Origin of the sequence: Labrys sedimenti, from assembly GCF_034424805.1 — a bacterium.
Classification (GTDB): Bacteria; Pseudomonadota; Alphaproteobacteria; order Rhizobiales; family Labraceae; genus Labrys; species Labrys sedimenti.
Window position 1 is genome coordinate 32,396 of record NZ_JAXOUF010000024.1, and the last position, 23,888, is coordinate 56,283.

At 64.4% G+C, this 23,888-nt stretch carries 22 protein-coding genes; 3 read left to right on the forward strand and 19 right to left on the reverse strand.

Annotation, left to right across the window (positions count from 1 at the left end; genetic code table 11):
• Nucleotides 1-94: 94 nt before the first annotated feature.
• Nucleotides 95-523, reverse strand: coding sequence for a hypothetical protein (locus tag U1R88_RS31600; protein WP_322434871.1), 429 nt, complete (start codon nt 521-523; stop codon nt 95-97).
• Nucleotides 524-1,258: 735 nt separating this feature from the next.
• Nucleotides 1,259-2,362, reverse strand: coding sequence for an FkbM family methyltransferase (locus U1R88_RS31605; protein WP_322434872.1), 1,104 nt, complete (start codon nt 2,360-2,362; stop codon nt 1,259-1,261).
• On the opposite strand from U1R88_RS31605, the gene U1R88_RS31610 reads away from it, so the two are divergent.
• The 3 genes from U1R88_RS31610 to U1R88_RS31620 all read left to right on the forward strand — a co-directional run bounded on the left by U1R88_RS31610 (nt 2,315) and on the right by U1R88_RS31620 (nt 5,052).
• The gene (locus tag U1R88_RS31610) at nt 2,315-3,292 is read left to right on the forward strand and encodes a UDP-glucuronic acid decarboxylase family protein (RefSeq protein WP_322434873.1); all 978 of its coding nucleotides are present in this window, start codon (nt 2,315-2,317) and stop codon (nt 3,290-3,292) included. The genes U1R88_RS31605 and U1R88_RS31610 overlap by 48 nt on opposite strands.
• A gap of 115 nt (nt 3,293-3,407) precedes the next feature.
• A complete protein-coding gene (locus tag U1R88_RS31615; RefSeq protein ID WP_322434874.1) occupies nt 3,408-4,055 on the forward strand; it encodes a carbohydrate binding domain-containing protein in 648 nt (215 codons plus the stop codon).
• 151 nt (nt 4,056-4,206) lie between these two features.
• Nucleotides 4,207-5,052 carry a hypothetical protein gene (locus U1R88_RS31620; protein WP_322434875.1) on the forward strand — a complete coding sequence of 282 codons (846 nt, stop codon included), beginning with the start codon at nt 4,207-4,209 and terminating at the stop codon, nt 5,050-5,052.
• A 7-nt stretch (nt 5,053-5,059) separates the two neighbouring features.
• Here the strand turns inward: U1R88_RS31620 and U1R88_RS31625 are convergent, their stop codons facing one another.
• The 17 genes from U1R88_RS31625 to U1R88_RS31705 are packed head-to-tail and all read right to left on the reverse strand — an operon-like array spanning nt 5,060 to nt 23,874.
• Nucleotides 5,060-5,545 (reverse strand): hypothetical protein, encoded by a 486-nt coding sequence (locus U1R88_RS31625; RefSeq protein WP_322434876.1) that lies wholly within the window; start codon nt 5,543-5,545, stop codon nt 5,060-5,062.
• The gene (locus U1R88_RS31630; protein WP_322434905.1) at nt 5,542-6,390 is read right to left on the reverse strand and encodes a hypothetical protein; all 849 of its coding nucleotides are present in this window, start codon (nt 6,388-6,390) and stop codon (nt 5,542-5,544) included. Before U1R88_RS31630 ends, U1R88_RS31625 begins: the two co-directional genes overlap by 4 nt.
• Nucleotides 6,374-8,182 (reverse strand): carbamoyltransferase family protein, encoded by a 1,809-nt coding sequence (locus U1R88_RS31635; RefSeq protein WP_322434877.1) that lies wholly within the window; start codon nt 8,180-8,182, stop codon nt 6,374-6,376. Before U1R88_RS31635 ends, U1R88_RS31630 begins: the two co-directional genes overlap by 17 nt.
• Before the next feature lie 16 nt (nt 8,183-8,198).
• The gene (locus U1R88_RS31640; RefSeq protein ID WP_322434878.1) at nt 8,199-8,972 is read right to left on the reverse strand and encodes a glycosyltransferase family 2 protein; all 774 of its coding nucleotides are present in this window, start codon (nt 8,970-8,972) and stop codon (nt 8,199-8,201) included.
• The gene (locus U1R88_RS31645) at nt 8,965-10,155 is read right to left on the reverse strand and encodes a glycosyltransferase (protein WP_322434879.1); all 1,191 of its coding nucleotides are present in this window, start codon (nt 10,153-10,155) and stop codon (nt 8,965-8,967) included. The genes U1R88_RS31640 and U1R88_RS31645 overlap by 8 nt, the downstream gene beginning before the upstream one ends.
• Nucleotides 10,152-11,099, reverse strand: coding sequence for an exostosin domain-containing protein (locus U1R88_RS31650; protein WP_322434880.1), 948 nt, complete (start codon nt 11,097-11,099; stop codon nt 10,152-10,154). Before U1R88_RS31650 ends, U1R88_RS31645 begins: the two co-directional genes overlap by 4 nt.
• Before the next feature lie 24 nt (nt 11,100-11,123).
• Nucleotides 11,124-12,560, reverse strand: a complete 1,437-nt coding sequence (locus U1R88_RS31655) for a DUF8712 domain-containing protein (protein ID WP_322434881.1) — start codon at nt 12,558-12,560, stop codon at nt 11,124-11,126.
• The gene (locus tag U1R88_RS31660; RefSeq protein WP_322434882.1) at nt 12,560-13,750 is read right to left on the reverse strand and encodes a glycosyltransferase family 4 protein; all 1,191 of its coding nucleotides are present in this window, start codon (nt 13,748-13,750) and stop codon (nt 12,560-12,562) included. The genes U1R88_RS31655 and U1R88_RS31660 overlap by 1 nt, the downstream gene beginning before the upstream one ends.
• A 2-nt stretch (nt 13,751-13,752) precedes the next feature.
• A complete protein-coding gene (locus tag U1R88_RS31665) occupies nt 13,753-15,036 on the reverse strand; it encodes a glycosyltransferase (RefSeq protein WP_322434883.1) in 1,284 nt (427 codons plus the stop codon).
• Nucleotides 15,033-16,295, reverse strand: coding sequence for a glycosyltransferase family protein (locus U1R88_RS31670; RefSeq protein ID WP_322434884.1), 1,263 nt, complete (start codon nt 16,293-16,295; stop codon nt 15,033-15,035). Before U1R88_RS31670 ends, U1R88_RS31665 begins: the two co-directional genes overlap by 4 nt.
• Nucleotides 16,292-17,581, reverse strand: coding sequence for a glycosyltransferase family 4 protein (locus tag U1R88_RS31675; protein WP_322434885.1), 1,290 nt, complete (start codon nt 17,579-17,581; stop codon nt 16,292-16,294). Before U1R88_RS31675 ends, U1R88_RS31670 begins: the two co-directional genes overlap by 4 nt.
• Nucleotides 17,578-18,618, reverse strand: a complete 1,041-nt coding sequence (locus tag U1R88_RS31680; RefSeq protein WP_322434886.1) for a glycosyltransferase family 4 protein — start codon at nt 18,616-18,618, stop codon at nt 17,578-17,580. Before U1R88_RS31680 ends, U1R88_RS31675 begins: the two co-directional genes overlap by 4 nt.
• Entirely contained in the window at nt 18,615-19,991 is a 1,377-nt protein-coding gene (locus tag U1R88_RS31685; protein WP_322434887.1) for a glycosyltransferase, read from the reverse strand. The genes U1R88_RS31680 and U1R88_RS31685 overlap by 4 nt, the downstream gene beginning before the upstream one ends.
• On the reverse strand, nt 19,988-20,920 hold the full coding sequence (locus U1R88_RS31690; protein ID WP_322434888.1) for a glycosyltransferase family 2 protein: 933 nt from the start codon (nt 20,918-20,920) through the stop codon (nt 19,988-19,990). Before U1R88_RS31690 ends, U1R88_RS31685 begins: the two co-directional genes overlap by 4 nt.
• A 1-nt stretch (nt 20,921) precedes the next feature.
• On the reverse strand, nt 20,922-21,809 hold the full coding sequence (locus U1R88_RS31695; RefSeq protein WP_322434903.1) for a glycosyltransferase family 2 protein: 888 nt from the start codon (nt 21,807-21,809) through the stop codon (nt 20,922-20,924).
• A 5-nt stretch (nt 21,810-21,814) separates the two neighbouring features.
• The gene (locus U1R88_RS31700; protein WP_322434889.1) at nt 21,815-22,651 is read right to left on the reverse strand and encodes an FkbM family methyltransferase; all 837 of its coding nucleotides are present in this window, start codon (nt 22,649-22,651) and stop codon (nt 21,815-21,817) included.
• Nucleotides 22,648-23,874: an ABC transporter ATP-binding protein gene (locus tag U1R88_RS31705; RefSeq protein WP_322434890.1), complete on the reverse strand. Its 1,227-nt coding sequence runs from the start codon at nt 23,872-23,874 to the stop codon at nt 22,648-22,650. The genes U1R88_RS31700 and U1R88_RS31705 overlap by 4 nt, the downstream gene beginning before the upstream one ends.
• Between the last annotated feature and the right edge of the window lie 14 nt (nt 23,875-23,888).

Genomic DNA, 23,888 nt, shown 5'->3' on the forward strand with positions numbered 1-23,888 from the left:
CTCAACGCATGAATGGCGTTGCCAGCCCTTTCGTCCAATAGGATAGGCCGGTCTTGCGGCCATCAAGGCGCCCTTGCGATTTGACGAAGTTCCTTCAAATCGCAAGGGCGCATGGAGCCTTGGCCGCTTCAGTCGATGGCAGACTTATTCGGTGCGGCGGCGACGAAACGGCGGCTGTGGCGACCGAGGTGAAACCTGTCGTGTCTTTGGCATGAGGGGCTGGCGAGACCAGCAGGTTCAAGGCGATGATCGCCGGAATCGAAGCGATGACGAGGATATCGAAAAACACGCCGCCGGCGCGGCGATAGGCGATGGCCGCGGGGCCATCCAGCGTCTCATAGGCCGGGTCGCCGACGAAAGGCACTTCGTCGTCGACGATTTTCGATCGCGTCGAAAAATCAGCAAAGAATGTCATGGCTTTGCCTCCAGTTGCAGGGCGCGACCGTAAGCAGCCTTTGTCGTGGGACTTCGCCGCCAGGGCGGAGATTTGTCGAAAAGCTTGTACCGGCGCGTCCCGTGACATTTGGATACGGTTGAGGCTACCTGCAGGGACGCTCGGCGTGGCAGGATCCGTTGGTGGTATCACTGGCGCTTCAGCGCATGTTCGCGGCAGCCCCGTCGCTTTCACCGTCCGGCATCGCCCGGACCAGAATTCGTTTCAGACGGTGCTTGTTCCCTGAAACCGGCAAAAGCCTGGGACCTTTACTCGCCCTGGTTTCAACGAAGGCCTGTGACAATTTCTTACAAAACAGCCTGCTTCCCGACAAACTTGTGAGGCAGTTGCCGGCTATTCTCAAAACAACGGCGATTAGGAATGTGGCGTTCGGTCGATGATGTTCGAAGATAAGGTCAGGATTGCGCTTTTCTTCAATCTACCGATGCAGATTGACACTGTCTAAATTGCAGGATTACTTTCAACCTCGCTCTTTAGATTTACAGGAAGTTGTGTTTTCGTTGGAGCGAAAATCTATCTGTGAGGTAATATGAGCGATCAGATCATCAACGCCATTCTCCCTGCTGCAAAATATATCTATATCGTTTCTGTATTAACTTTTCTTTCGGTACAGATTTTAATCACCTATCGTTATTATAAAGGTTGAATAAGGTATTATTTCACTCTTCTGGTTGATTTCAGCGGAAGACATTTCTCGGCCCGTATCGGTGATACGGGCCGAGTGTGTTCCTGAAGCTCTCATGCCCATCACCCTTTAGCCATCCTCAAAACACCATCCTTCGAGATGTTTCCCTTGGGGAAGGGTTAGAATCCGTCCGGTTTTGACGGAAGCGTAGCTGCGGCCGGAGGAAGAGCGAAAAGCGCGTTGGAGACACAGAACATCTCGCCTTCGGCGACGATATAATCGTTGTAGGATGCGACGAAGCGATAGCCATGGGGCCGCAGCAGCGTATCGATGGAGATCAGGTCGCCGCCCACCGCGTTCTCCTTGGGCTGCAAATCGTTGAACTCCACATAGATGAATTTGATGGCCCGCCGTTCCAGCAGGGCGCTACTGCCCTCGAGAACCATGCGGTCGAAACCCTCGGTGTCGAGCTTGAGAATGTCTACCGCCTCGAAGCCGTTTTGCTGGCAATAGGCGTCGAGGGTTATCGACCGCACGCTGATCCGCGTGGCGTCCTGAGGGTAGCGCAGTGCATATTGCGCGCAGTCGCTGAGGCTGTTGATCTTGGAAGAGGGGTATTCGAACATGTCGACGGTGCCGGTCTGCGTGCCCAGGGCGGTATTCACGCCGGTAAACCGGTGCTGCCCGCCGAGCCGCTGCATCAGGATTTCGAATGTACCCGGGTGCGGCTCGAAGCCGACGATTCTCGCGCCGGGGAATTTGCGCAGGGCCAGGGCGGCCGTCTCGCCATCATTGGCACCGACATCGAAGACCGTGGCAATGGGATAGCGCCAATCCTCGGCAAGATGCCGAATGTCGGCCCAGGGATCATGGCCGAATTTGGCGCCGGCCCTGATCAGGAGCAGTCCGTGCCGGGCCAGCACCCGTTTCACCAGCCTGGAGATTTGTGCGCGAAGAAAATCCATCGCCGTGCTGCACTCCAAGCTCGCCCGCCTTGACCGCTGGGCGGGCGGGGATGATCGACGAAGGCTTATTAAGTCATTTTGCCCGGCATGGCAGCCCTGTTCCAGCCATTGCGGGGAATGTTCATGAGGCAAGGGAGAAGAGGAGCGCCGACGGGCGGTGGTGCATAGTCTCCCGCGTGATTTGACGACTCCCCAAAAATCGATAGGTTTCTTGGTCATGAAGGTCTTGAATAACGGCATCGCGCTGGCGAGACGAACAGGAATGCGGCTTTGAGCAGCGTCTTGGTGACGGGGGGCGCCGGATTTCTCGGTTCGCATCTGTGCGAGCGCCTGCTGAAAGAAAATAAAGAAGTACTATGCGTCGATAATTTCTTTACCGGATCTCGCCGCAACGTGGACCAACTTGTCGGCAGCGCTTCTTTCAAGCTGCTTGAACACGACATTACAACGCCCCTTCATGTCGAAACCGGCGAGATCTACAATCTGGCCTGCCCGGCCTCGCCGAGGCACTATCAGTTCGATCCGGTCCAGACGACCAAGACGAACGTGCTGGGTGCGATCAATGTGCTCGATCTGGCGCGGCGCCTGAAAATCAAGGTCCTGCAGGCCTCCACCTCCGAGGTCTATGGCGACCCGCATATCCATCCCCAGGTGGAGGACTATTGGGGGAACGTCAATCCAATCGGGGCGCGTTCCTGCTATGACGAGGGCAAGCGCTGCGCCGAAACCTTGTTCTTCGATTATGTCCGCCAGTACCACGTCCCGGCCAAGGTCGTGCGGATCTTCAATACCTATGGTCCGCGCATGCAGCCCGATGATGGGCGCGTGGTGTCGAACTTCATCGTGCAGGCCCTGTGCAACCAGGACATCACGATCTATGGCGATGGCGGGCAGACGCGTTCCTTCTGTTATGTCAACGATTTGATCGAAGCGCTTGTTCGCATGATGGCGACGCCGGCCGATATTCACGGACCGGTCAATATCGGCAATCCGGTGGAGATGACCGTCCGGCACCTCGCCGAACTCATTATCGAGCTGACGGGCTCCTCGTCCCGGCTCCGATTCCGAGCCTTGCCGACGGACGACCCGCGCCAGCGCCAGCCCGATATTTCCAAGGCGCGCGAGCTTCTGGGCTGGGCCCCGTCGGTGAGCCTTGGTGATGGCCTCGCTAGGACGATTGCCTATTTCGAGGATCTGCTGAGATCGGACGAACACAGGGTGCTGCGCAGTCTGAGCCCGGCCCAATGAGTTTTTGAGGCCGACCCTCGGGACTGGCCGCGATCTCAATGCGATTGTTGATTTGCCGGGCTTGGTCTAACTTGCCAAGCTGACCTGACGTGGGGACTGGCGCCGGGAGAGTGGCATGAAATTTCTGCTCAAGGCATGGGGCCCGTTGCTTCTGGCATTCGCCCTCGTTGTTTCGCCAATTCTGCTTGCACAAGCCCGCGCCCAGCTCATTACGAATGGCGGCTTCGAGACGACGACGGGGTGGACTTACGCCGGGGGATCTACGCGCACGCAGGAAGGAACACTGGCTCTCAACCCGCCGGCGCATAGCGGAAGTTTTTATGGCACGATTGCTACGGGTGGCGGCACGATTTCGCAATCTATTAGTATTCCTACCGCCGGTACCTATCAATTGAGCTTCTATCTTGCGCCGCAGCTTTCTCTGTCTCTCGGGACGTTGAATTTCAGCGTGCAGATAGGTGGAACGACTTACAATTTGACCTATAATATAACGATACTTGGTCTGGGTGGGTACAATCTTTATACACTTACGGTCAATTTGCCGGCTGGCGTAACAAATCTGGTCTTCACAAATCTACCTGGCCTTTTAACCTCCCCTTTGCGTCTGGACGACGTCTCCCTGGTGCAGATCCCCGGGCCTGTGCCTGGTACGAGCACAATTTCCTATCTGGTCGTGATGTTCCTGGCCCTGATGCTGGGACGAAGGCAGATGAAGGATGGGCTGAGATGGCTCAGGGGCCTGTTATCGATGCGTGGCTCGTGATCTTCGTCAAAACGGCATCGTGATGCCGGCCATAGGAAGATTCGATTGGGGTTCAGCCGACACAAGTCCGATTGTGAATTGTCATTCCGTTGCGTAATCTCAGCTTTGCAACCGCGCTCCATTTCGACGACATGCGTTAGGGCGAATCCGTATGCCTTCTCCCTCTATCGAGGTTTCACTGGTCGTTTTCGTGATCCTGGTGGGTATCGGTATCGCCGGATTCTTTGCTTCGTCACGGCCCTACAATATTTTTGCCGAAAGCTGGCGGCAGGCCTTCGCGACCATTTTACGCCAGCCGGGGCTCTTCCTTGCAGCCTGGTTGATTTTTGCGATTCAGGAGTTGGTGCCACCCATGTCCTTCCTGGTGGCATGGTCTTCGGGGCTGGTCCAGATCGGCCTGCTGATCGCCTTTCATGCCCTGACGACCTATCTGCTGGCGCGCATCGCGCTACGCCTGCATCGGGGCCTCATTCTTGACGAATGGCGTCCCGTACTGGCCACCGGCGCACGGGCCAGGCGCATGGGTTTTTACGTATTGCTGTGCTGGGCGATCATCGGCCTGCTCAAGCACCCACCCCTGCCCAATCCGCCCGTGCCGCATGAGCAGCTCGTGCGCGCGGCCGTCTTGCTGTCCTATGCGCTCGGTTTCATGGCAACCATTGGCCTCGCACTGGTGGGACCTGCCGCGTCCCTCGACGAGCGTCAACCGATCCGGACCTCTTTGAGGACGGTGCTGCGTGAACCGATATCCATGTTGGTGATCATCATCGGCATCAGCCTGCAGATCGGCCTGGTGATGGAGGGGGCCAATCTGGCCCTCAGCCACTACCCACAAATCGGTGATATGCGCCTGCTCGCAGCACCGATCATCTGGGCGTTCATGGCGCTCGTCCTGTTCATGTCGGAATTCGCGTTGGTGATCTTCCTCACGCGGATGTGGGAGGACCGCTATGAAGAGGACACGCGCAACGCGGCCCACAATTTCAATTGGACCTGAGTGCTCCTCAGGGATTGGTGAGCAGGGCTGACCAGTCGAGGCCGTTGTTCCGGCACTGTCGGGGCGAGAAGACGGCGAGGCCGATTGAGTCCCAGGCGCTCGCCCTGGAAAGGCCGAGCATGACGCCGAGCTTGCGCCGCAACCACGGCCAGGCGAGATCTCGCAGATGCAGGCTTGGCACGGCGGCGCCGCCATAGACGGTGATCAGCTCTTCATCGGCGCCCGACATGTCGGCGAGGAACTGGGTGGCATCGCGGTGGATGGTCTCCGTCAGCACAGCCCGTGTCGGCACGCCACAGCCGGGCCGGGTGAAGGAGAGTTCGGGCCCGAGCGCGGTCTTGCGTTGGGCCGAGAGCGCAAAGCCGGCTTTCGCGAAAGCCGATGCGATCTGGGCTTCCGGAGCAGTTTGGAGGGGAAGACGAGCCTGGCGGATGGCGAGGGCGAGGGAACACGCCACGAGCGCGGCAGCCAGGACATGGAACAGGCGGGTCATGCCGGGGGCCGCATCTGCGCAGGCCTGGCCCGGTGGTAGGCGAGGGCGAGGATCAGGACGGCATAGAACGCCGCCAGGAAGCTCGCACCCGTGCCCTCATGCCAGACCAGATAGCCCTCCTTCGAGGCGCAGATCAGCACCAGCCGCAGCCAGTTCAAGGCGAAGGTGATGCCGATGATGAGCAGAAATGCCGGGCGGTCGGAACGGCGGAGCGGCCCCCCGAAGCCGACGGCGATGATGGCATAGGCCGTGAGGTTCTGGACCAAAGTGGTCGAGGTGGCGCAGCCCCACATCACGTCGAAGCCGATATTGTCGGCGGGGCGGAGGATATAGGTGCCATAGCCCGAGACGTTCTGCCCTACCATCTGGAGCGCGGCTCGGGCGACCGTGGCATCGAGCAGGCCGACGACATTGTGAAGGATGAGGAAGGGCCAGCCCAGAAGCACGAACTGGGCAATGAAGGCCAGCAGCGCAAGGGCGGAGGCGCGGCAGGAAGGGCACTTTCGCAGCCGCCACGCCGCAAGGATGGCGAGCGCCAGCGCGGCCGCGAGTGGTATTTGGCGCAGCACGAGCACGCAGGTGGCCATCGCTGCGAGAGTGAAGGCGGCCTCACCGGCCCGGAAAGGGGTATCGCGCTGCTCGCGACCGATCAGGCGGACGATCATCGCGATCTCGATCACTTCCAGGACCGAGATCACATTGGGCAGGTCGCCGATCTGCCGCAAAGGCTGCTGGGCCAGCCGATAATACAGCCATTCCAGGCAGACGAGGACGAGGCACCAGCCATAGACGGCCTGGCAGGAAACGGTACGCAAGGGCGCTTTGGCTTCAGGAACCGGCGACATGCTTATCGGCGGCGTGCCGGCTGTCGGGCATGGCGGCAGGCGCTACGTCCTGTCGGCGCCGGATCATCACGTGCCCGAGCACCAGAATGTCCATGCGCGTGCGCAGGAAGCAGTCGAGCGCCTCGCGCGGGGTGCAGACGATGGGCTCGTTCTCGTTGAAGGAGGTGTTGAGCACCATGGGAACGCCGGTCTGCTCGAAGAAGGTGGAAATCAGCGCATGATAGGTCGGGTTGGCCTTTTGCTGCACCGTCTGGGGCCGCCCCGTGCCATCCACATGGGTGATGGCGGGCACGAGGGCACGCTTGTCGGGCCGGACCGGGAGGACCTCGGTCATGAACGGCACCTCGTCGATGCCCTCGAACCAATCGGCGGCATGCTCGGCGAGAATAGAGGGCGCGAACGGCCGGAACGACTCGCGGCGCTTTATCTTGTGGTTGAGAAGCTGCTTGATGTCGGCCCGCCGGGGATCGCACAGGATGGAGCGGCTGCCGAGCGCGCGCGGTCCCCATTCCATGCGCCCGTCGAACCAGCCGACGACATGGCCGGCCGCGATGGCTGAGGCCGTCTCGCGGCAAAGCTCGCCATCATCGCCAAAATGCCGGATGTCACAGCCCATGGCGGCCAGATTGGCGGTTTCAGCCGTCAGCAACTGATTGATGTCATCGGGGGCATAGGCCGGCCCCCAATAGGCATGGTCCATCGCGGCTGTGCGCCTGCCCCCCGTTTGGTGCCACAGAGCCAGGGCGGCGCCGAGAGCACCGCCGGCATCACCGGCTGCGGGCTGCACATAGAGATGCCGGAAGGCGGTGGTTTGCCGGATCTTGCCGTTGGCCACCGAATTGAGGGCGCAGCCGCCGGCCAAAGCGAGGTTCGGCAGGCGATATTTGTCCCAGACGGCCTGCAGGATGTGGTCGAGGACCTCCTCATAAAGGGCCTGGACCGAGGACGCGATGTCGTGATGGCGTTCGGTCAGTGCCTCGTTCGGCGCTCTCGCCGGGCCGAGCAGGCCCTCCAGGGCAGCCGAGTAGAGCGGGGCGAAGACCGGGGCACCGCCCTGCCAGTCGAAGGCGATCTTCTCGCGATGGTGCCGGAAATAGCAAAGATCGAGAGCGAAAGTTCCCGCCGCTTCAAGCCTGACGACGCGCCGCAGCCTGTCGAGGAAGGTGGGCCTGCCATAGGGCGCCAGGCCCATGACCTTGTATTCGTCGCCATAATGCGGAAAGCCGAGATATTGGGTGAGCGCCTGGTAGAACAGGCCGATGGAATGGGGAAACAGCACCCGTTTTTCGATGGCGATCGCACTGCCATGCCCGCTGCCCCACGCCGTGGAGGAAAAGTCGCCGAAGCCGTCGAGCGAGAGGACGGCTGCCTCCTCGAAAGGGGAGGCGAAAAAGGCCGATGCCAGATGGGCGAGGTGATGCCCGACCCGATGCACCGCACCCTTGAAACGCTGGCCGGGAAAGGCGGTAGCCAGCTCATCGGCGACGGAGAGGCGCTTGCGCCGATTGCCGAAGCGATCGAGCACGAGGGCGAGATCGGGCCTGTGACGTACGAGATGGGCCAGGCGCTCGAGGCGATGCACCTTCGGGTCGCTGTTGACGGCGACATGGTCGACATCCCCAAGCCCGATACCGGCCTCCTGCAGGCAATAGGCGATGGCCCGGCTGGGAAACCCCGCCCAATGCTTGATGCGGCGAAAGCGCTCCTCCTCGGCGGCGGCGACGATCTGCCCGTTCCTGAGAAGGCAGGCCGCGGCATCGGCGTGGTAGGCATTGAGGCCGAGGATGATCAAGCCGGAACCCTTCCCGTCATTTTGCCAGGCGCCGATCGATCAGGGCCAAGGCAATCAGGCATTCGGCGATCACGCGTTGCAGGGTGTAGTACCAGCCCGCCCAGCCATCGAGGAAGGCACCTTTCCGGAACAAGGTGTAGAAGAACACCAGGAGCGGTGCCGGCCATGCCCGCAGTCTGAGACGGTCGACCCGGCTCAGCGCCTCGTTCGGGCTGGCAAGCAGGTGGTCCGCCTCGATCTGCGCATAGCGCTTCTGGGAATCGACCCATCTGAGAAGGGGCTTGCGGTCGTCGTGATAGAGGGGGGCCGCCAGGGTGCCGACCTCGCCCGCCACGCTCACGCGATGGCCATGGCCCTCGTCGCGGTAGTGCGCCGCCTGCCGGCGATAGAGCACGGTGCGGGGCGGATAGAGCGTCCCGCGCAGGGGCCTGCCGTGGATGCGATAGACGAACGCCGCCGAATAGCCCTGCGCGGTTCCTTCGCGGAGGGACTGGATTTCGTGAACGAGATCCTGGCTCAATTCATAGTCGGCATCGAGCGAGAGCACCCAGGGGGTGTCGATGAGGCCAAGGCCGAAATTGCACTGACCGGCGAAACTGTCGAAGGGGCGGTGCACCACATCGACATTGGCATATCGGCCCGCGATCTCGAGGGTCTCGTCCGTGCTGCCGCTGTCCACCAGCAGGATGCGCGGCGCCCAGCCGAGCCTGTCGAGGCAGCGGGCCAGGTTGGGAGCTTCGTTGAAGCTCAGGACGAGGACGGTCGTCTGCGGTGCGATCAACTCAGACATGCAAGGGGCTTCCGGCGAGAGCGGCTTGTCCCGCCCGGGCGAGGATGGCCTCCTGGTAGACATCGAGCATGGCCCTTGCAATGCCCGGCCAGGAGAATTGCTCGCGTGCCGTCTTTTCGCCGGCCTGTCCCAGTCGTGCGGCCAGATCCGGGTCTGCCAGAAGCGAGGAAAGCGCGGCGCCGAGCGCCGCAGCAGAGCCTTCGACCACAAGGCCGCAGCCGGCGTCTGCAACCGCATCGGCCAGCCCGACTTCGGGGGTGACGATGACGGGGCGGGCGCAGGCCATCGCCTCCAGGACGGCGTTGCCGAAATTCTCCGAATGGGAGGCCAGCGCGAAGGCGGCGCAGTTGCGCAGCAGGGACCATTTCTCCTCGCCATGCACGGGGCCGACGAAGCGGATGCGGGTATCGAGCCCCAACGCCGCCGCGCGTGCCTTCAGCCGGGCAGTTTCGCCCTCGTCATCATTGCCGGCGATGACGAGATCGGCATCGCCAACGAATTGCATGGCGTCGATCAGGCGCTCGATGCCCTTCTTCCAGCTGATCCTACCCAAAAACAGGGCATAGGGCCGGGCCTGATCTGGTAGGAGGAGATCGGTACCGGCAGGTGGCATGTCGATGCCGTTGGGTACCAGGGCGAAAGCCCGGGCCGGCAGCCCCAGTTTCTCGATTTCAAGGCGTTCGGATCGGCTGGTCACGTGAACGGCCGCAGCCCCGGCGAGGTTGGCCCGGTCGAAGGCCTGGATCCAGGCCGATTTCAGCAGCCGGCTCTTGCGCCGGATCAGGGGGCCAACCAGCATTCCCCGCGGGGCGAGCAGATAGGGAATGGCGTGGCGTCGCGCGAGCCTGGCCGCGGCGGTGGTCGGCCACAGGAACACCGAATGGAGATGCACGACATCGAAGGATGCGATGTTCTGCGCCAGCGCGCGTCCCATGGCGGGCGAGCGATAGAGGCGCCGTCCCAGCCCGGCCGGAAAGTAGTGGACATTCACCCCGTCGAGCTGCACTGGCCTGTCGGTCGGAACGGGCAGGACGTCGTCGCCGTCGACATTGGTGGTGTAGACCTGCACGTCGCAGCCCTGGCCTGCCAAGGCGCGGCACAGACCGTGCACGGCATGGATAGGCCCGCCATAGCGCAGTGCCGGCAGATAGGTCGGCACCACATGGAGACAGCGCAGGGTCAAGACCTCGTCCCCGCCGCGGTGCGGAACCGGGTCTTGACCCGATGCGCCAGCGAATAGCCCTCGCGCCAGCCCAGTGCCCTCCAGGCGCGCCCGGCCATCGCGGCGCTGCCCGTTTGGTGGGGGAGGGTGACCAGCATGGCCAGCAGGCGGTCGAAGAAGACGTCCGGTGCGAAATGCGCCGCGAAGACCTCGCGCGCGCGTTTGCCCATGGCGGCGGCCTCCCCGCGAGCCTCGTTCAGGAGGTGCGGTATGCGCATGACGTCCTTCTCGGCGACGAACAGGCTGAAGTCCCGCCAGGCAATATCGGGAGGCGGCAGCCAGTCATCGGCGATGATCACCGGTGCGCGGCCGAGGGCCATCGCCTCGAAAAGCCGGATGCTGGCGGCGCCGAAGCCGCGCGGGCAAAGGGCGAATTGCGAGCCGAGCAGCAGTTCGCGATAAGTCCTGTCGTAATCGAAATCCGTAAAGCGGCCCGGCGCCGCTGCGAGATCGAGGCAGGGCGTATCCGGGTTGTCGAGGGCCAGGAGGCGCTCTCGGATCGGATGGGTGCCGGTCCGGCCCAGAAAGGAGAAGAGATGGGCCTGCTCCTTGGGTGGCAGGGGAGCTGCCGGGACGGAGTGGTCGGGGTCGGGCAGATAGCTCCAGCTCCGCGCCCAGGGCAAGACCCTGGTGAGGGATGGATAGGCTCCTGGCAGCACGGCGTAGGGCCAGTCCGATTCTGAGAACAGGAAGTGCCTGGCCGCAGGATGGGCCCTGATCCGGCGCCGCAATTGCGGCAGGTCGACGAGGCCGACATAGCCGTTGTCGAGGTGCAACACGATGTCGGGGACCTCGTTGCGGGTGGCGATCCGGAAAGCCGAGGGCGGATGCCGTGCTGCCAGCCTGCGGGCTTTCGAGAGAGCGGGGTTTTCGCGCAGGGCCGTCAGGAGAACGCAAGGGAGCATGGCGTCGCGTCGGGATCCGTCTTGTCAATGTCCTGCCGGCCTGGCCTCCAGCCAGGAACGCATGCGTGGCGCCACCAGCCGGATGAACAGGGCGGTGAGGAGGACCGACACCATCACGCCGCCGACCAGTTTCGCCAGGCTGACTTCCAGCAAAGCGGCCTGGGCCAGGATGGCGCAAGCCGAGGTAAAGCCGAGCAGCGGTCCGGCTCGCGGAGAATGCACCAGCCAGCGGTAGATACGACCATAGAGCCAGCCGAAGAGCAGGATGACGGCCATCATCAGCAGGGGGCCGAAATCGATATAGAGCTCGGCCATGTAGCCCAGGCTGATCGAGGTGCCGCGATAGGTGCCCGACAGGCCGCCCGTGTAATAGTTGGTACGGCGGGTGTCGTCGACCTGGCTCTTCTCGGCAAATAGGATGCGCGGCATGAAGGGGCGGCTTGCCGCATCCAGGAGGAGCCCGCCCTTTTCATGGGGAATGGTCTGTGGCACGCGGGCGAGAACCACCGCAAACAACTCGACATAGGAGATGCGGTGAAGCATCTTCCCGGTCGCCTCCGACATCGAGGCGCCGTCGAGTCTGCCGAGGAGCTGGGCTATGGTGCCCAGCCGGTCGCCGAGGTCGAGCGTGACGGCCTGCGAGGCCGAGCCGCCGGAGGCGGCATTGCGATAGTCTTCCTTGATGGCCGTCCACAGGATCCCGCTGACGACGATCAGGCAGATCAGGATCGCGCCGCCCGCAATGTGAAGGCCGCGCAGGCGCGTACCGGCCATGGCCGTGGCAAAGAGGGTGAAGAACATCACCGTCTTGAAATCGGAGAAATACCCACCCGTGCTCATGGCCAGTTCGGCAAGAAAGGCACAGGAAAACAGGGGGTTGCCCAGCTGGTTTCGCACGAAGGATGCATAGGCGAACATCATGAAGAACGCCCATTTCAACCCGGCCAAAGCCAGGAGCGGCTGCGCAAGCCCGGGACTGAGCGCGGCGGCCTGGAGGGCGCCGATCGCGACGATCGAAGCCGCGACATAGAGGAAGAACCAGGTGGCGAGGGGCCGGGCCAGCACGGCTTCCCGCGCTTGCCGGCTCGCAGCCCTGTCGGGCGGGCCGCTGCCGAGCCGCATGCCCAGCGCCAGGAAGAGCAAGCCGGCCAGGGTCAGCAGGATCGCCGACTTGTTGTCCCCGCCATAGATCGTATAGGCGCTGACATCGATGCCGAGCCAATTGGCATGGAAGGCCGATATCGATGCCTGCAGCCATTGATAGGCGAAGATGAAAAGCCCGATCGGCGGCTCCCCCGGCCGCCACAGCACGGCGACGCCGGCCACGAGGACGACCAGGCTGAAGGTGGTGAGCAGGGCGTTCTCGCCCGGCAGGTTCAGGATGGCGAGCAGCACTGCGCCGACGATCACGGCTCCGGGCAGCGGCACTGACGAGCGCGGGGAAGTGGCCGACATCGGCATCAGGTCGGGACCTCCGATGTCCGGCGATGGAAGGAGGCTCTCTCGAGGCAGGAAGACAGGGCCGCCTCGATACCCTCGGCGGCGGCATCCAGGCTGTAGCGGCGAACCAGCGACGCAAGGGCCTTCTGAGCGGCAGCGCCCGCCGGCAGGTCGGCAAGGGCAGCGGCAAATGCCTCGATATTGCCGGTTTCGAAGACGCGTCCGGTGTCGCGGTCGGCGGTGAGATCAGGCGCGCAGCCGCACTGGTCCGATACGATGACGGGTCGCCCGCAGGCCTGGGCTTCATTGGCCACGAGGCCCCAGGTTTCCTGTCCGGACGAGGGCAGCGCCAGGCCGTCGCAGGCCGCATAGACGGCCGGCATTTCGCTCTGGTTGCGAAAGCCGAGGAAATGCAGCGGCACGCCGGTCTGCGCGGCCCGTGCCAGCACCGCCTCGCGCATCGGGCCGTCGCCGGCAATCATCACCTCGATCTCGCATCCTTCGGCGCGGCATTGCGCGGCGGCCTCTATGAGGTCGAGGGGCCGCTTGCGCGCGACCAGTTTGCCAGCAAACGCGATGGCCCGGCTTGCCTCGGCAATGGAGAGGTCGGCGCGCAGGGCCTGGCGAGCCTGCGGCGTCGCGCGCGCGGCAAACCAGTGCGTGTCGACGCAATGGGGTGAAAAATGCAGCCGCTCGGACGGATAGCCATAGTGACGGTAATAGGCCAGGGAGTTCTGCCCGACATAGAGCGCCGCATCGAAGAAGCGCAGTAGGCGGGGATAGGTCGCCTGCTTGGCCCAGGCCTTCAGCCGCCGACGTGGTGTCAGCAGATGGCTGTCCCCCCTGACCAGGACGGGCATGGCTAGGCGCCGGGCGGCGGCAACACCCTGGAGATAGGATTTCAGCGCCCAGCCGCAGACGAGGAGGGCATCGAAGCCGCCTTCCTGCAACGCCTGGGCGATGGCCGGCGTATCGCAGCCGAAGAAGTGGTCCACGCTTGGATTCCTGGCCTTGTTGGCGAGGAAGCGGTTGGGATAGCCGGCGAGGAGGTCGATATCCCAGTCGAATGCAACCTCGAAGCCGGCATCGGCCTGCTGCCGGGGCGTGGGGCGGTGGGCGAAGAACACCTCCAGATCCAGGCGCCTGGCGAGCTCCCGGAAGATCGGGGCCTGGTACTGGATGGGATGGGAGGTGAGAACAGCCAGGCGCATGGTCAGCGCAGCCCGTCGAAGATGGCGCCATAGCGGCCGGCGATCGCCCGGGCCGAGAAGGGTTCCAGGCAATCCTGCCGGACCTGACCGAGGCCGGTGGGGTCGAGAGCCAGGCGCTCCAATCCGGCGGCGATCTCCGGCGACAGGCCGGCCAGACCGTCCGCATCGGCGAAGGAGAGATTGATGCCCCCGCCAGCGGCCGCGAGAAGGGCATGGGCGCTGGACAGGCGATGAAACAGCGACAAATAGGGGCGCCTTGTCAGCAAGGCGGGATAGATCTTGGAGGCAGTGTAGTGGGCCTCGTCCGAGCCGACCAGAAGGACGCCGTGCGACCCGGCCATCAGTTGGAGTGCTTCGGCATAGGCGAGGCGCTGTGGTGTCTCGATGACGAGATCGGCGACCCCTTCCGCGTCGGCAAGTGGAAGGATGGAGAACCTATCGCTGCCATCGGCCTGGTTGCTGGTGCCGATGAAATGCAGGCGCAGGCGCGCGGCAAGAGCCGGCTGGCGTCCTCTTACTTCGGCAAGCCCCTTGAGAAGGGCGCGGAAAAGTCCCCGCGATCGCGGCAAGGCGGTGCCGACATAGCTCAGATTGATCATCGCCGGATCGAGCCGGTTCTGGCGGATGCCCGGCATGGCCCGGAGGAGGTCGAGATCGCCGGGATCCCCGCCGATGGGCAGCGCCGCCATGCGTGAGGCGTCGAGCCAGGAATGGCGCGCCGCCAGTTCCTCGTTCTGGCGTGCGGAGACCGATGTCACGAAGCGGGCCTTGCGCAGAGCCGGTCCTTCGAGGCGAAGCGCGAGCTGGTGGGATAGTCCGGCCTTGCTCAACCAATTTTGGTCCGCGCCCCAGGCCGAAACCCACGGGTCCTGGAAATCAAGCACCACCGGCACGCCGAATTTCGGCTCGATCCAGCGCGACATCAGCATGGGGTAGAATGGTGATCCCGTGATCAGCACGGCGTCGATCCGCCTGGTGGAGAGCAGGTCGGCCGCGCGGCCGGAAAGGGCCGACCAGGCCCGCAGGCTGAGATCCCCGACACCGAAACGGCGCGTCATGCGGGCCTGCAGGGCGGGAACCTTGACGATCTCCAGCTCTGGTGAGACCAGGCTGCCGAGCAGGGGATCGGGTTCCTGTTCGTAGAAGCGGTCGTCCACGCAGAGGACGACAGGGGTCCAGCCCGCCGCCGGCAGGTGATTGGCCAGGTGCCGAGCCCGATGCACGCAGGCGAGATTGGACGGCGGAAAATAGGGGGAGACGATCAGGACGGTGCGCGAGACGGTCATGCCCGTCTCCGCGACGAACCGTCCAGGGCTTGGCGCGCCAGACCGACCACGATCGTGCTTTCCCGGTCCCAATTATAGGTTTTCTGCGCGAGATTGAAGGCGTTCTCACGCGCCTGCGCCAGGCGTGCCGAATCCTGCAGCAGGCTGTCGAGGCTTGCCGCCAGGCTCACGGCATCGCCGGCGGTGAAGAGTGTGGTGGCTAGCGGGTGTGAGCTCGCGAATGCGCTCTGGGCCGGCGTATCGGAGAGAACCGCGGGGAGCCCGGCCATGAGATAGGTGAACAGCTTGTTGGAGAGGGCGAACGCATTGTTGGCCGTGTGCCCCGGTTCGGCGCACAGGCCGAGATCATGGCTGGCTGCCAGCCGGACGAGCTCGCCGGGCAGCGCGGAGGGCAGGAAATGCAGGCGTTCCGGCACGCCCTCCCGTTGCGCGAGGCTCCGCAACTGGCCTGCATATGGTTCGTCCACATGGCCGCGCAGATAGAGGTGCGGTCTTGAAGCGGCCCTCGCAATCGCCCTGATTGCGCATTCGAGGCCGCGATCCGGGCCGATCACTTGCGAGAACCAGTAAAGGGACGGACCCGGCGCCGCCATGCCCCTGGCGGTTGGATGATCCGGAGCCTCGGATAGCGGAAAGCTGTTTAGCACGATGTGCGGGAGGGACATTGCGTAGGCCTGGGCATAGGCTTGCGCAATCTCGGGCGAGGCGGCGGTGATATAGCGGCACCCTGGCAGAGCGGCCGCCTCGATGGCGCGCAGATGCGAGCGGTTCGCCTCGGCTGCCGGGCCGTCGCGCCATTCGCCGAGATGGAAGTCCTCGGCGTCGTAGGCATAGCCTGCCCCGAAGCGTTGGGCGGCGGCCCTGGCGGCCGGTAGGGCCGGCGGATAATGGGCGATGTAGAGATCCGCCGCGATGCGGCTGGCTGCGGCCATCAAAGGAGGCGTGAATACGCTGAATGCCCGGGAGTTGAAAAGGCGCCTGCCGCTCGCCGCGTGCACCGCCCCCGCGAGCTCCTGGCCGAGCCGGCGCAGGCGCCAGCCCGTCCGCGAGCGCAGGTCGAGGCGCTCGATCCGGAACGGCGCTCCTCTCAGGATGGATTGGTCGCGCGGCTCCACGCCCTCCAGCATGCGGGTGGCGACCACGGTGACGGTAAAGCCCGCCTCGTGCAGGGCATGCGCCTCCTTGACCACGCGCGGATTGGATCCGAGCTGGCCCGGGGTGAGGATACAGATATGAGATCCCGGGTGGGGGCGTGTCATGTCCGCTCCATCTGGGGCATCGGGGACCCCTGACCGGAATCATCCAGGCGCTGCCTGAGCCCGCCGGCTAGGGCGGCGCGATAGGCCGGCCATTGATGATGGCGGGCCGTCTCGAGGGCGCCCTCGCGCATGGCCTGTAGGCGCGGGCGGTTGTCGAGGCACCAGGCAAGGGCCTGCGTCAAAGCCTCTGCATCGGCGGAGGGAATGACGAGCCCGTTCTCGGGCGTGACGAGATCGGCAGCCCCCGTCATCTCCGTGACGATCACTGGCAGGCTCTGGGCCATCGCCTCGGCGACGACCATGCCGAAACCATCGGCAAGGCTTGGAAACACCAGGACATCGGCCTGTTCGAAGGCCTGGAACAGTTCGGCGCGCGGCCTGGCTCCATGAAAGCGGATGGTGTCATCCGCTGGGGCAAGAAGGTCGGCAGGCAGCCCGATCCGGCCATAGATATCCAGCTTGGCATGATCAGTGGCCGGCAATCGACGCCAGGCTTCGAGCAGATAGGGCACGCCCTTGCCCAGCGTGACGTTGCCGGCATAAACAACCTTCAAAGCGCCCGTCTCGTTGCCGCGCGGGGGCCGGGCCCGATCGGGTACCGGGGGAGCGCCGAGGGGAACGATGAGGATCTTGGCCGGATCCGCGCCGCCGGCGATATGGGAGCGGGCGGTGAGGGCGGAATTGGTGACGATGAGATCGGCGAGCCCGATCTCCGCGTCGCGCCGTGCCTGCCTTCGGGCAAAGCGTTCCGAGAAATAGGCGGCATTGGCATCATCGAGCTGCTTCCAGCGTGCCAGTTCGCGCCGGCGGATGCTCTCGAATTGCCGGCTGCTCAGGGAGGGCAAATGTAGGATGCGCGCCGCTCCTTCCTGCGTCGCACGCTGGAAGCTCGCCAGCGCCGTATATTCGAAGGCATGGATGGCGTCGGCGCCGGGCACGTGGCCGCTGGCGACGGCGGCGTCGAAGCGGTGGCTCATCAGGTCCCAGAGCCGGTCGACGGTCACCGGTCCCGCACCGCCCTTGGCCGCGATGCTGCGCAGGATCTCCCAGGCCGGGTAGGCCTGCACGAGGCTGTGTGGAACCGTCCTGATCGAACGGCGCAGCAATTGCTCCCTCAGCGTGGCCGCCTGCCTCGATGGCAGGGCGCGGAGCAGACGATCGCCCCAGCCTTGCGCGGAATAATGGAAAGAGGTCACGAAGGTCTTCAGCCAATCCTGTTCATGCAGCGCCAGGGCGATCTGCTGGGCATGCGGCATGGTGCCGGGATAGCTCAGCACCGATTTCATGCAGAAGCCCTCGGAGCCCGCCCTGCGATCATGGCCTCGTAGATCTCAAGATAGCGGTCGGTGACCGCATCCTCGCTATAGAGCGTCTCGACCCGCTGCCGGCATGCGATCCGGTCGATCGCCTCCAGCCTGACAATGGCCGCCGTCATTTCCTCGACGGTATCGACGACATAGCCGGTGCGGCCATGCTCGACCACTTCGGGAACGGCGCCGCGCCTGAAGCCGATGACCGGCGTGCCGCATGCCATCGCCTCGGCCATCACGATGCCGAATGGCTCTTCCCACAGGATCGGCATCAGCAGTGCGGCCGCACCGCCGAGCAACTCGTCCTTCTGCCGGTCATCGACGGGCCCGACATAGTCGATATCGCCATCATGCAGATGCGGAGCGACATGGGTCTCGAACCAGGCCCGGTGTTCCCCGGCCAGATTGCCGGCGATGACCAGCCGCCGCCCGGCCAACCGCGCCGCCGCGATGGCCAGATGCGGTCCCTTGATTTCCTCCACGCGCCCCAGGAACACCAGTGGCGCGTCGTCCGGGACCTGCCTGCGGAAAGTGTAGGTCTCGCTCGGCACGCCATTGGGAACGATGTGCCAGGTGCCGATATGCCTGACATGGCGCAGCATATGCTCGCTGATGGCCGAGAATTGCAGCGTGCCGCGCGACAGGCGCTGCGCCAGCCCGGTGGTGCGCGGGCTGATCTCGCGCTGGTAGGTCATCAGCTTGGGGATCGTGCGCGGCAGGAGCGGCGCCAGATAGGCCAATCGGGAGAAGCTGTGGATGATGTCGAAACGTTGGCCGGCGATCGCCCTTGCCAGTTCGCCGGCATTCCTGAGCGTATCGAAACGCGAAAGACTGCTCGCGCCGGGCCAGGCCCGTTTTGGCACCGGGCATTGCGAGGAAGGATGCGCGAACAGGGTCAATTCATGGCCGCGTGCCACCAGGCGCCGCGCCAGCATGTCGACCACGCGTTCGATGCCACCATAGAATTGCGGCGGCACCGGCAGCTCGGGATCGCAGGTCAGGGCAATCCTCATGGCGCGATCTGCACGAGCCGGTGTTCCGGGGCGAGGGCGGGCGGCAGCGATCGGTAGAGGCGGATCATGTCGTCCGCGACATCGGCCTGGCTGCGCAGATGGCCCTGGAATTTCGGGAGGGGACTCTGGGATTTGCGAGCGACGAGCCGCCCGATTGCCTTGGCCCAGTCCGGCACGGAGCCCGGCCGGAGCAATTCGCCGGCATCCGTCCCCGCCAGGAGTTCGGCGATGCCGCCGAGATCCGATCCCAGCACGTAGAGGCCGGCTGCCTGCGCTTCCAGCACGACCAGCGGACCGGTTTCCAGCCAGAGCGAAGGCACGACAAGAACATCGTTCGCGGCCAGGGTATCGGCGATCTCCGCATGAGGCCGGGGCGGGTGGAACCGGATGCGCGGATCGCCCGCGGCCAGGGCCCGCACTTCGGCCTCATAGCCATCGTCCTGAGCCGTGCCGATGGCGTGGACGGCGAGTTCGACCGGCGTCTCCGCCGGCAGGCTGCGGAGGGCGGCGACCGCGACATGAATGCCCTTGGCCCTGTCCCATCGCCCGAGATAGAGGAGCCGCAGCCCGGTACCCTCGGATCTCTTTCGAGCTGACGCCTGCTGGGCCTCCGCCAGATAGGATGCGGCGAGGCCATGGCGGCTGAGCGCGAGCTTGTCGGGTGGTGCGCCATTGCGCGTCAGCGTGTCGGCAAGCCACCGGCAGACGGCGACAAGCTGGTCACTCAGCCCGAAGGCTTCGTCCAGCTCCTGCCCCTTCCCGATGGCGAGCGCCCTTGCCGACAATGCGGTGGCCAAGCGCGTACGGCCTTGCAGGGCCCTGGCGGCAAGGGCGCGGGGCAGCCGGCCGACCGCCCAGGCAGCAACGCGGGGTGCGCCGCGGCTCTCGGCCCAGCAGGCGCCGCAGCGGATCTCCTCGACGAGGCCGTCGCAAGGCGCCTCTCCAAAGCGCAGCAAGGTACCGCGCAGGCACACGGTTCCGGCGACGTGAAAAGTCAGGACGGTTCTCAACCCCTGTGCGCGGGCGGCGCGCAGGTGGTCGAGACCGCATCCGGTCGTCCAGGAATGCTGGTGATAGATGGCGTGCGGGTTCCGCCTCAGCAGGGCTTCGAAAACGTCGAATTGACCATGCCTGCGCGTGCCTGGTCCCGGCTGTCTCGTCTCGGGCAGCTCGACCGGATAGGTCCACACCGTTGTGCCGCCGTGTTCGTAGCGGTCTGGCGCGCCGGCGGCTCGCGGCACGAGCACGACGCATTTTAGGCCCCTGAGGGAGAGTTCTTGCACCAGCCCTTCCAGATAGACTTCGGTGCCGCCGAGATCATAGGGCGGATACCAGGCGGTCGCCATGACGACATCGGCTGGCTTCTCGCTCATGGCCGCCCCATCATCGACAGCAGGCCATGCGCGGCGCGCAGCCCCAGCAGGCGGGCGAGCGGCGTTGCGATACGCGTATGCCGCGATTGGCGAAGGCCGAGCGTACGGCTTGCGGCGCTCGCTTCGAAAAAGCCCTGGTCCCGGCAGCGCAGCAGGCCACGCCCGGCATTGTCGTAGAGGTCGCACAACGTGGCAATGCGGTCTGCAGTGAGGGTGCCGCGCTCGCGCCACAGCGCCTCGATCTGCCGCCCATTGCGGAGTACGTCGCGCCAGAAGCGCACCGGCTCGCGCCGCGACAGGCTCTGTGCCGTGATCCGGTAGCGGGCGCCAATATGGGCGCTGGGCACGAAACGTGCTCCATGAAAGGCCGCATCGAACATGAAGCGAGCGTCCTGGATCACCGGCAGATCGGGGCGAAAGCCGCCGATCGCCTCGACCAGTCGGCGGCGATAGAGCAGGGCGCCCGTGGTGATCCAGACATGGCTGGCGATCGCTCTTTCCGCGTCCTGGCGCAGCGCTGGCCAGTCGATGCCGCGGGCCTGCGAGAGGGTGGGAGTGCCCCGCTCGTCCGTGCTCAAGTCCTGATAGTCGCAGGCGACGACATCGGCCTCCTCGGCGACGGCAATGCGCCGTTCGATGGTGCCGGGCGTGAGCAGATCGTCTGCATCGAGGAACAGCAGCCATTCGGAGGAGGTTTCGGCGATGCCGCGATTGCGCGCCGCCGAGACACCGCGATTGGGCCCCTCGATGACGCGATCGGCAGGCAGATAGAGCCGGGCGATCCCGGCCGAGCCGTCGCTCGAGCCATCGTCGACGACGACGAGTTCGGCGAGGCCGAGCTGGTCGATGACGCTTTCGAGCGTCTGCGCCAAGGTGCGGCTGGCATTGTAGCAGGGGATGACGACGGCAACGCCTGGCAGGGGCGGCATGTCAGCCCGCTCTTCCGCTGGAGGATGGCGCATGGGCGAGGAGGGGGGAGCGTGCTGCGTAGATCAGCGCCGCGGGAAGCGACACGCTCAGGGCCGCGGCTCTTGAGAGTTGCGAGCCGCCACGCAGATGGCCGGGCCGGCGCGTCTCGCTGGCGATCACGCGCAGCAAGGCGAGAAGCACGTCTGGCCAGCCTCGCCCGGTCTTGCGGCGGAAATACGCCGTCTGCCGCATCAGGCGCGCGGCCGCTTCCATCAGCGAACGGGAATACCAGGTGCCGTTTTCCTGCCGGTCGTGGTGTTGAGCCTGCAGATCAGGATGACGGACGAGGCGCAGCCCCTGTCGCTTGAGGCGATGGGATAATTCGGCATCCTCGAAATTACGGTCGAGCCGTTCGTCGAACCCGCCCGCTGCCAGGAAATCCCGCCTGTGCATGGCCAGTGCGCAGGTGGGCAGGAAGATCAAAGGGTCATCGCCACGCCCGGTCAACGGCCTGCCGTCCGCCCGGCCTATCACGCCCTGACTGGGCCAAACCGCGCCAAATACATCCAGGGGCATCTCGCGCATCAGCGAGAGCACACGCGGAATGTAGGATCTTTCAAGTTCCATGTCGTCATCAAGGAACAGCAGGATGTCGCAGGACGCTGCTTTTGCGCCGATATTCCGGGCCCTGGAGACATTGGCCCCAGCGAGGCTGATGAACCGCAGGCAGGCGAAATGCTCGGAAAAGCCCTGCAGCGTCGAAAGGTCGGCTCCCGGCGTCTGGTCGACGATGATTACATCGAGATCGCGGGCCTGGTCGATCACCGACAGTCTTGCGAGCAGGGGGGGCAGCCGTTCGACGCGGCGGAAGGTCGGCACCACCACGGAGACGAGCGCCGCTCGGGGCATCCGCTTCAAGCCGATATCCGCCGAGCCCAAAGGTTCTCCTCCGGCACGTCCTGCTCGGGCGTATAGGCAATGCCGTCGATCGTCAGCAGTTCGTATCCGAAGTCTGCAAAATACGCCGTCAGATGGGGGGCCGCGATCGCGTAGTCGAAGCGGGAGGGAAGATACTCGAACAGGATATGCCGCGGCCGAAGGATGGAACTACGGAACATGTCGTCGATGATGGAGAGGTCTTGGCCCTCGATATCGATCTTCATCACGGCAATGGCGTCGATCTCCAACCGTTCGGCGAGTTCTCGGATTCTGACGCCCATGGTGAGGAGGCGCCGCGTTTCATCCGGTCTCCTCGGCCTCATGGTGCCAAGCGCTCCGGCTTCCGGAAGGCCGAATTCGATGAAGCCGATCGTACCGGCAAGCGGGGAGGTGACCGGCAGGACCCGATCCTGGACCTTGCTCAGCCGGATATTGTCGAGGAGCCGGGCACAAACGCCCGGATGGGGCTCGATGGCAATGACACGTCCGGCCGGTCCCACCATGCGTGCGGCTGCAACAGTGTATTGGCCGACATTGGCGCCGAGGTCGATCACCGTTTCACCGCTGCCTATCAGGGATTGAAACACGGCGAGGCTCTTTGGTTCGTAGGAGCCGTGCAGGAACATGGCATGCTGCACATAGTCGACGAGATCCAGCTTGAACGTCCCGAAGGCAAAGCGGGCCGTGACATGGCGGAAGGGGCGGCTGGCGCGCAGCCAGTCGTAAAGCCGCAGTTTCATCGGATGGTCCGGCATGTGCCAGTAGCAGCGTAGGAGCCGGGCGTGCGGCGGCATCGAGGGGGCCGTGGTCATTCCTGCCTTTCAAAGGTGATCGGCACGGCCACGCATCCGCGTTCATAGGATTGCTGGAAATCGAAGCCCACGCGCCCCGGATCGGACTGCACGACATCGAAGCAGATGGGTTGGGACAGGCGATGAAACTCCTCGACCCAGGGTTTGGACAGCCACAGGTGAAGCTCATAGCTTCCCCGCGCCAGCGGCAGGGCGCCAATCTCCAGCATCAAGCGGTTGGCGCCGGGGTAAATGTCGAATTCCTGGCCATGCATGGGGGCCGTCGATGAATAGATCAGCTTGCGGCCCAGCCCGTCATGGATTTCGACCTCGATCGCGGCGCGGCGGCGGTCCGGGGACTGGATCATGCAGGAGACGGCAAGCTTCTCGCCGAAGAGGATCTGGTTGGTGGCCAAGGTTGCGCTGGCAATATGCGGCCCCGAGGGGGGCCTGTCCTCGACCACGACACCATCGTCGCCCCGGAAAAGACCGGAATAATGTGCGATGGTGTCCGCGGCGGCGCCGTGGTGGAGAATGCGTCCGCCGTCCAGCAGGATGGCATTCTGGCACAGGGCGCCGATCGCGCTGAGATTGTGGCTGACGAGCAGGACCGTCCGGCCCTGGCCGGCGATCTCGTTCATCTTGCCCAGGCATTTCTTCTGGAATTCCGCATCGCCGACGGCAAGGACCTCGTCCACGATCAGGATTTCCGGCTCGAGATGGGCCGCGACGGCGAAGGCCAGGCGCGTATACATCCCGCTGGAATAGTGTTTGATCGGCGTATCGATGAATTTCTCCACCTCCGAAAAGGCGACGATTCGATCGAACTTGCGGGCGACCTCGCTGGTCGTCATGCCGATGATGGCGCCGTTCAGCCGGATATTTTCCCGTCCCGTCAGCTCGGGATGAAAGCCGGTGCCAACCTCAAGGAGGCTGGCAATCCGGCCTCTCACTTCGATACGGCCCGCCGTCGGCGCCGTGATGCGCGAGAGGATCTTGAGGAGCGTGGATTTTCCGGCCCCGTTCCGTCCGATGATCCCCATCACTTCGCCGGGATGGACGTCGAACGAGACGTCGGACAAAGCGAGGAAGCGATCGTCCCTGGGGGCCGGCCTTGCCGAGGGGCGAAAACGCCCGGTGATGGCCCCGACCAGTGCCTCTCGAAAGGTACGCAGGGATGGGTTATGGCCGCCCCTGACATATTCCTTGCTGACCCCGAAGGCCCGGATGCTCGGCGCACTCATCGTGAGCGAGCTCT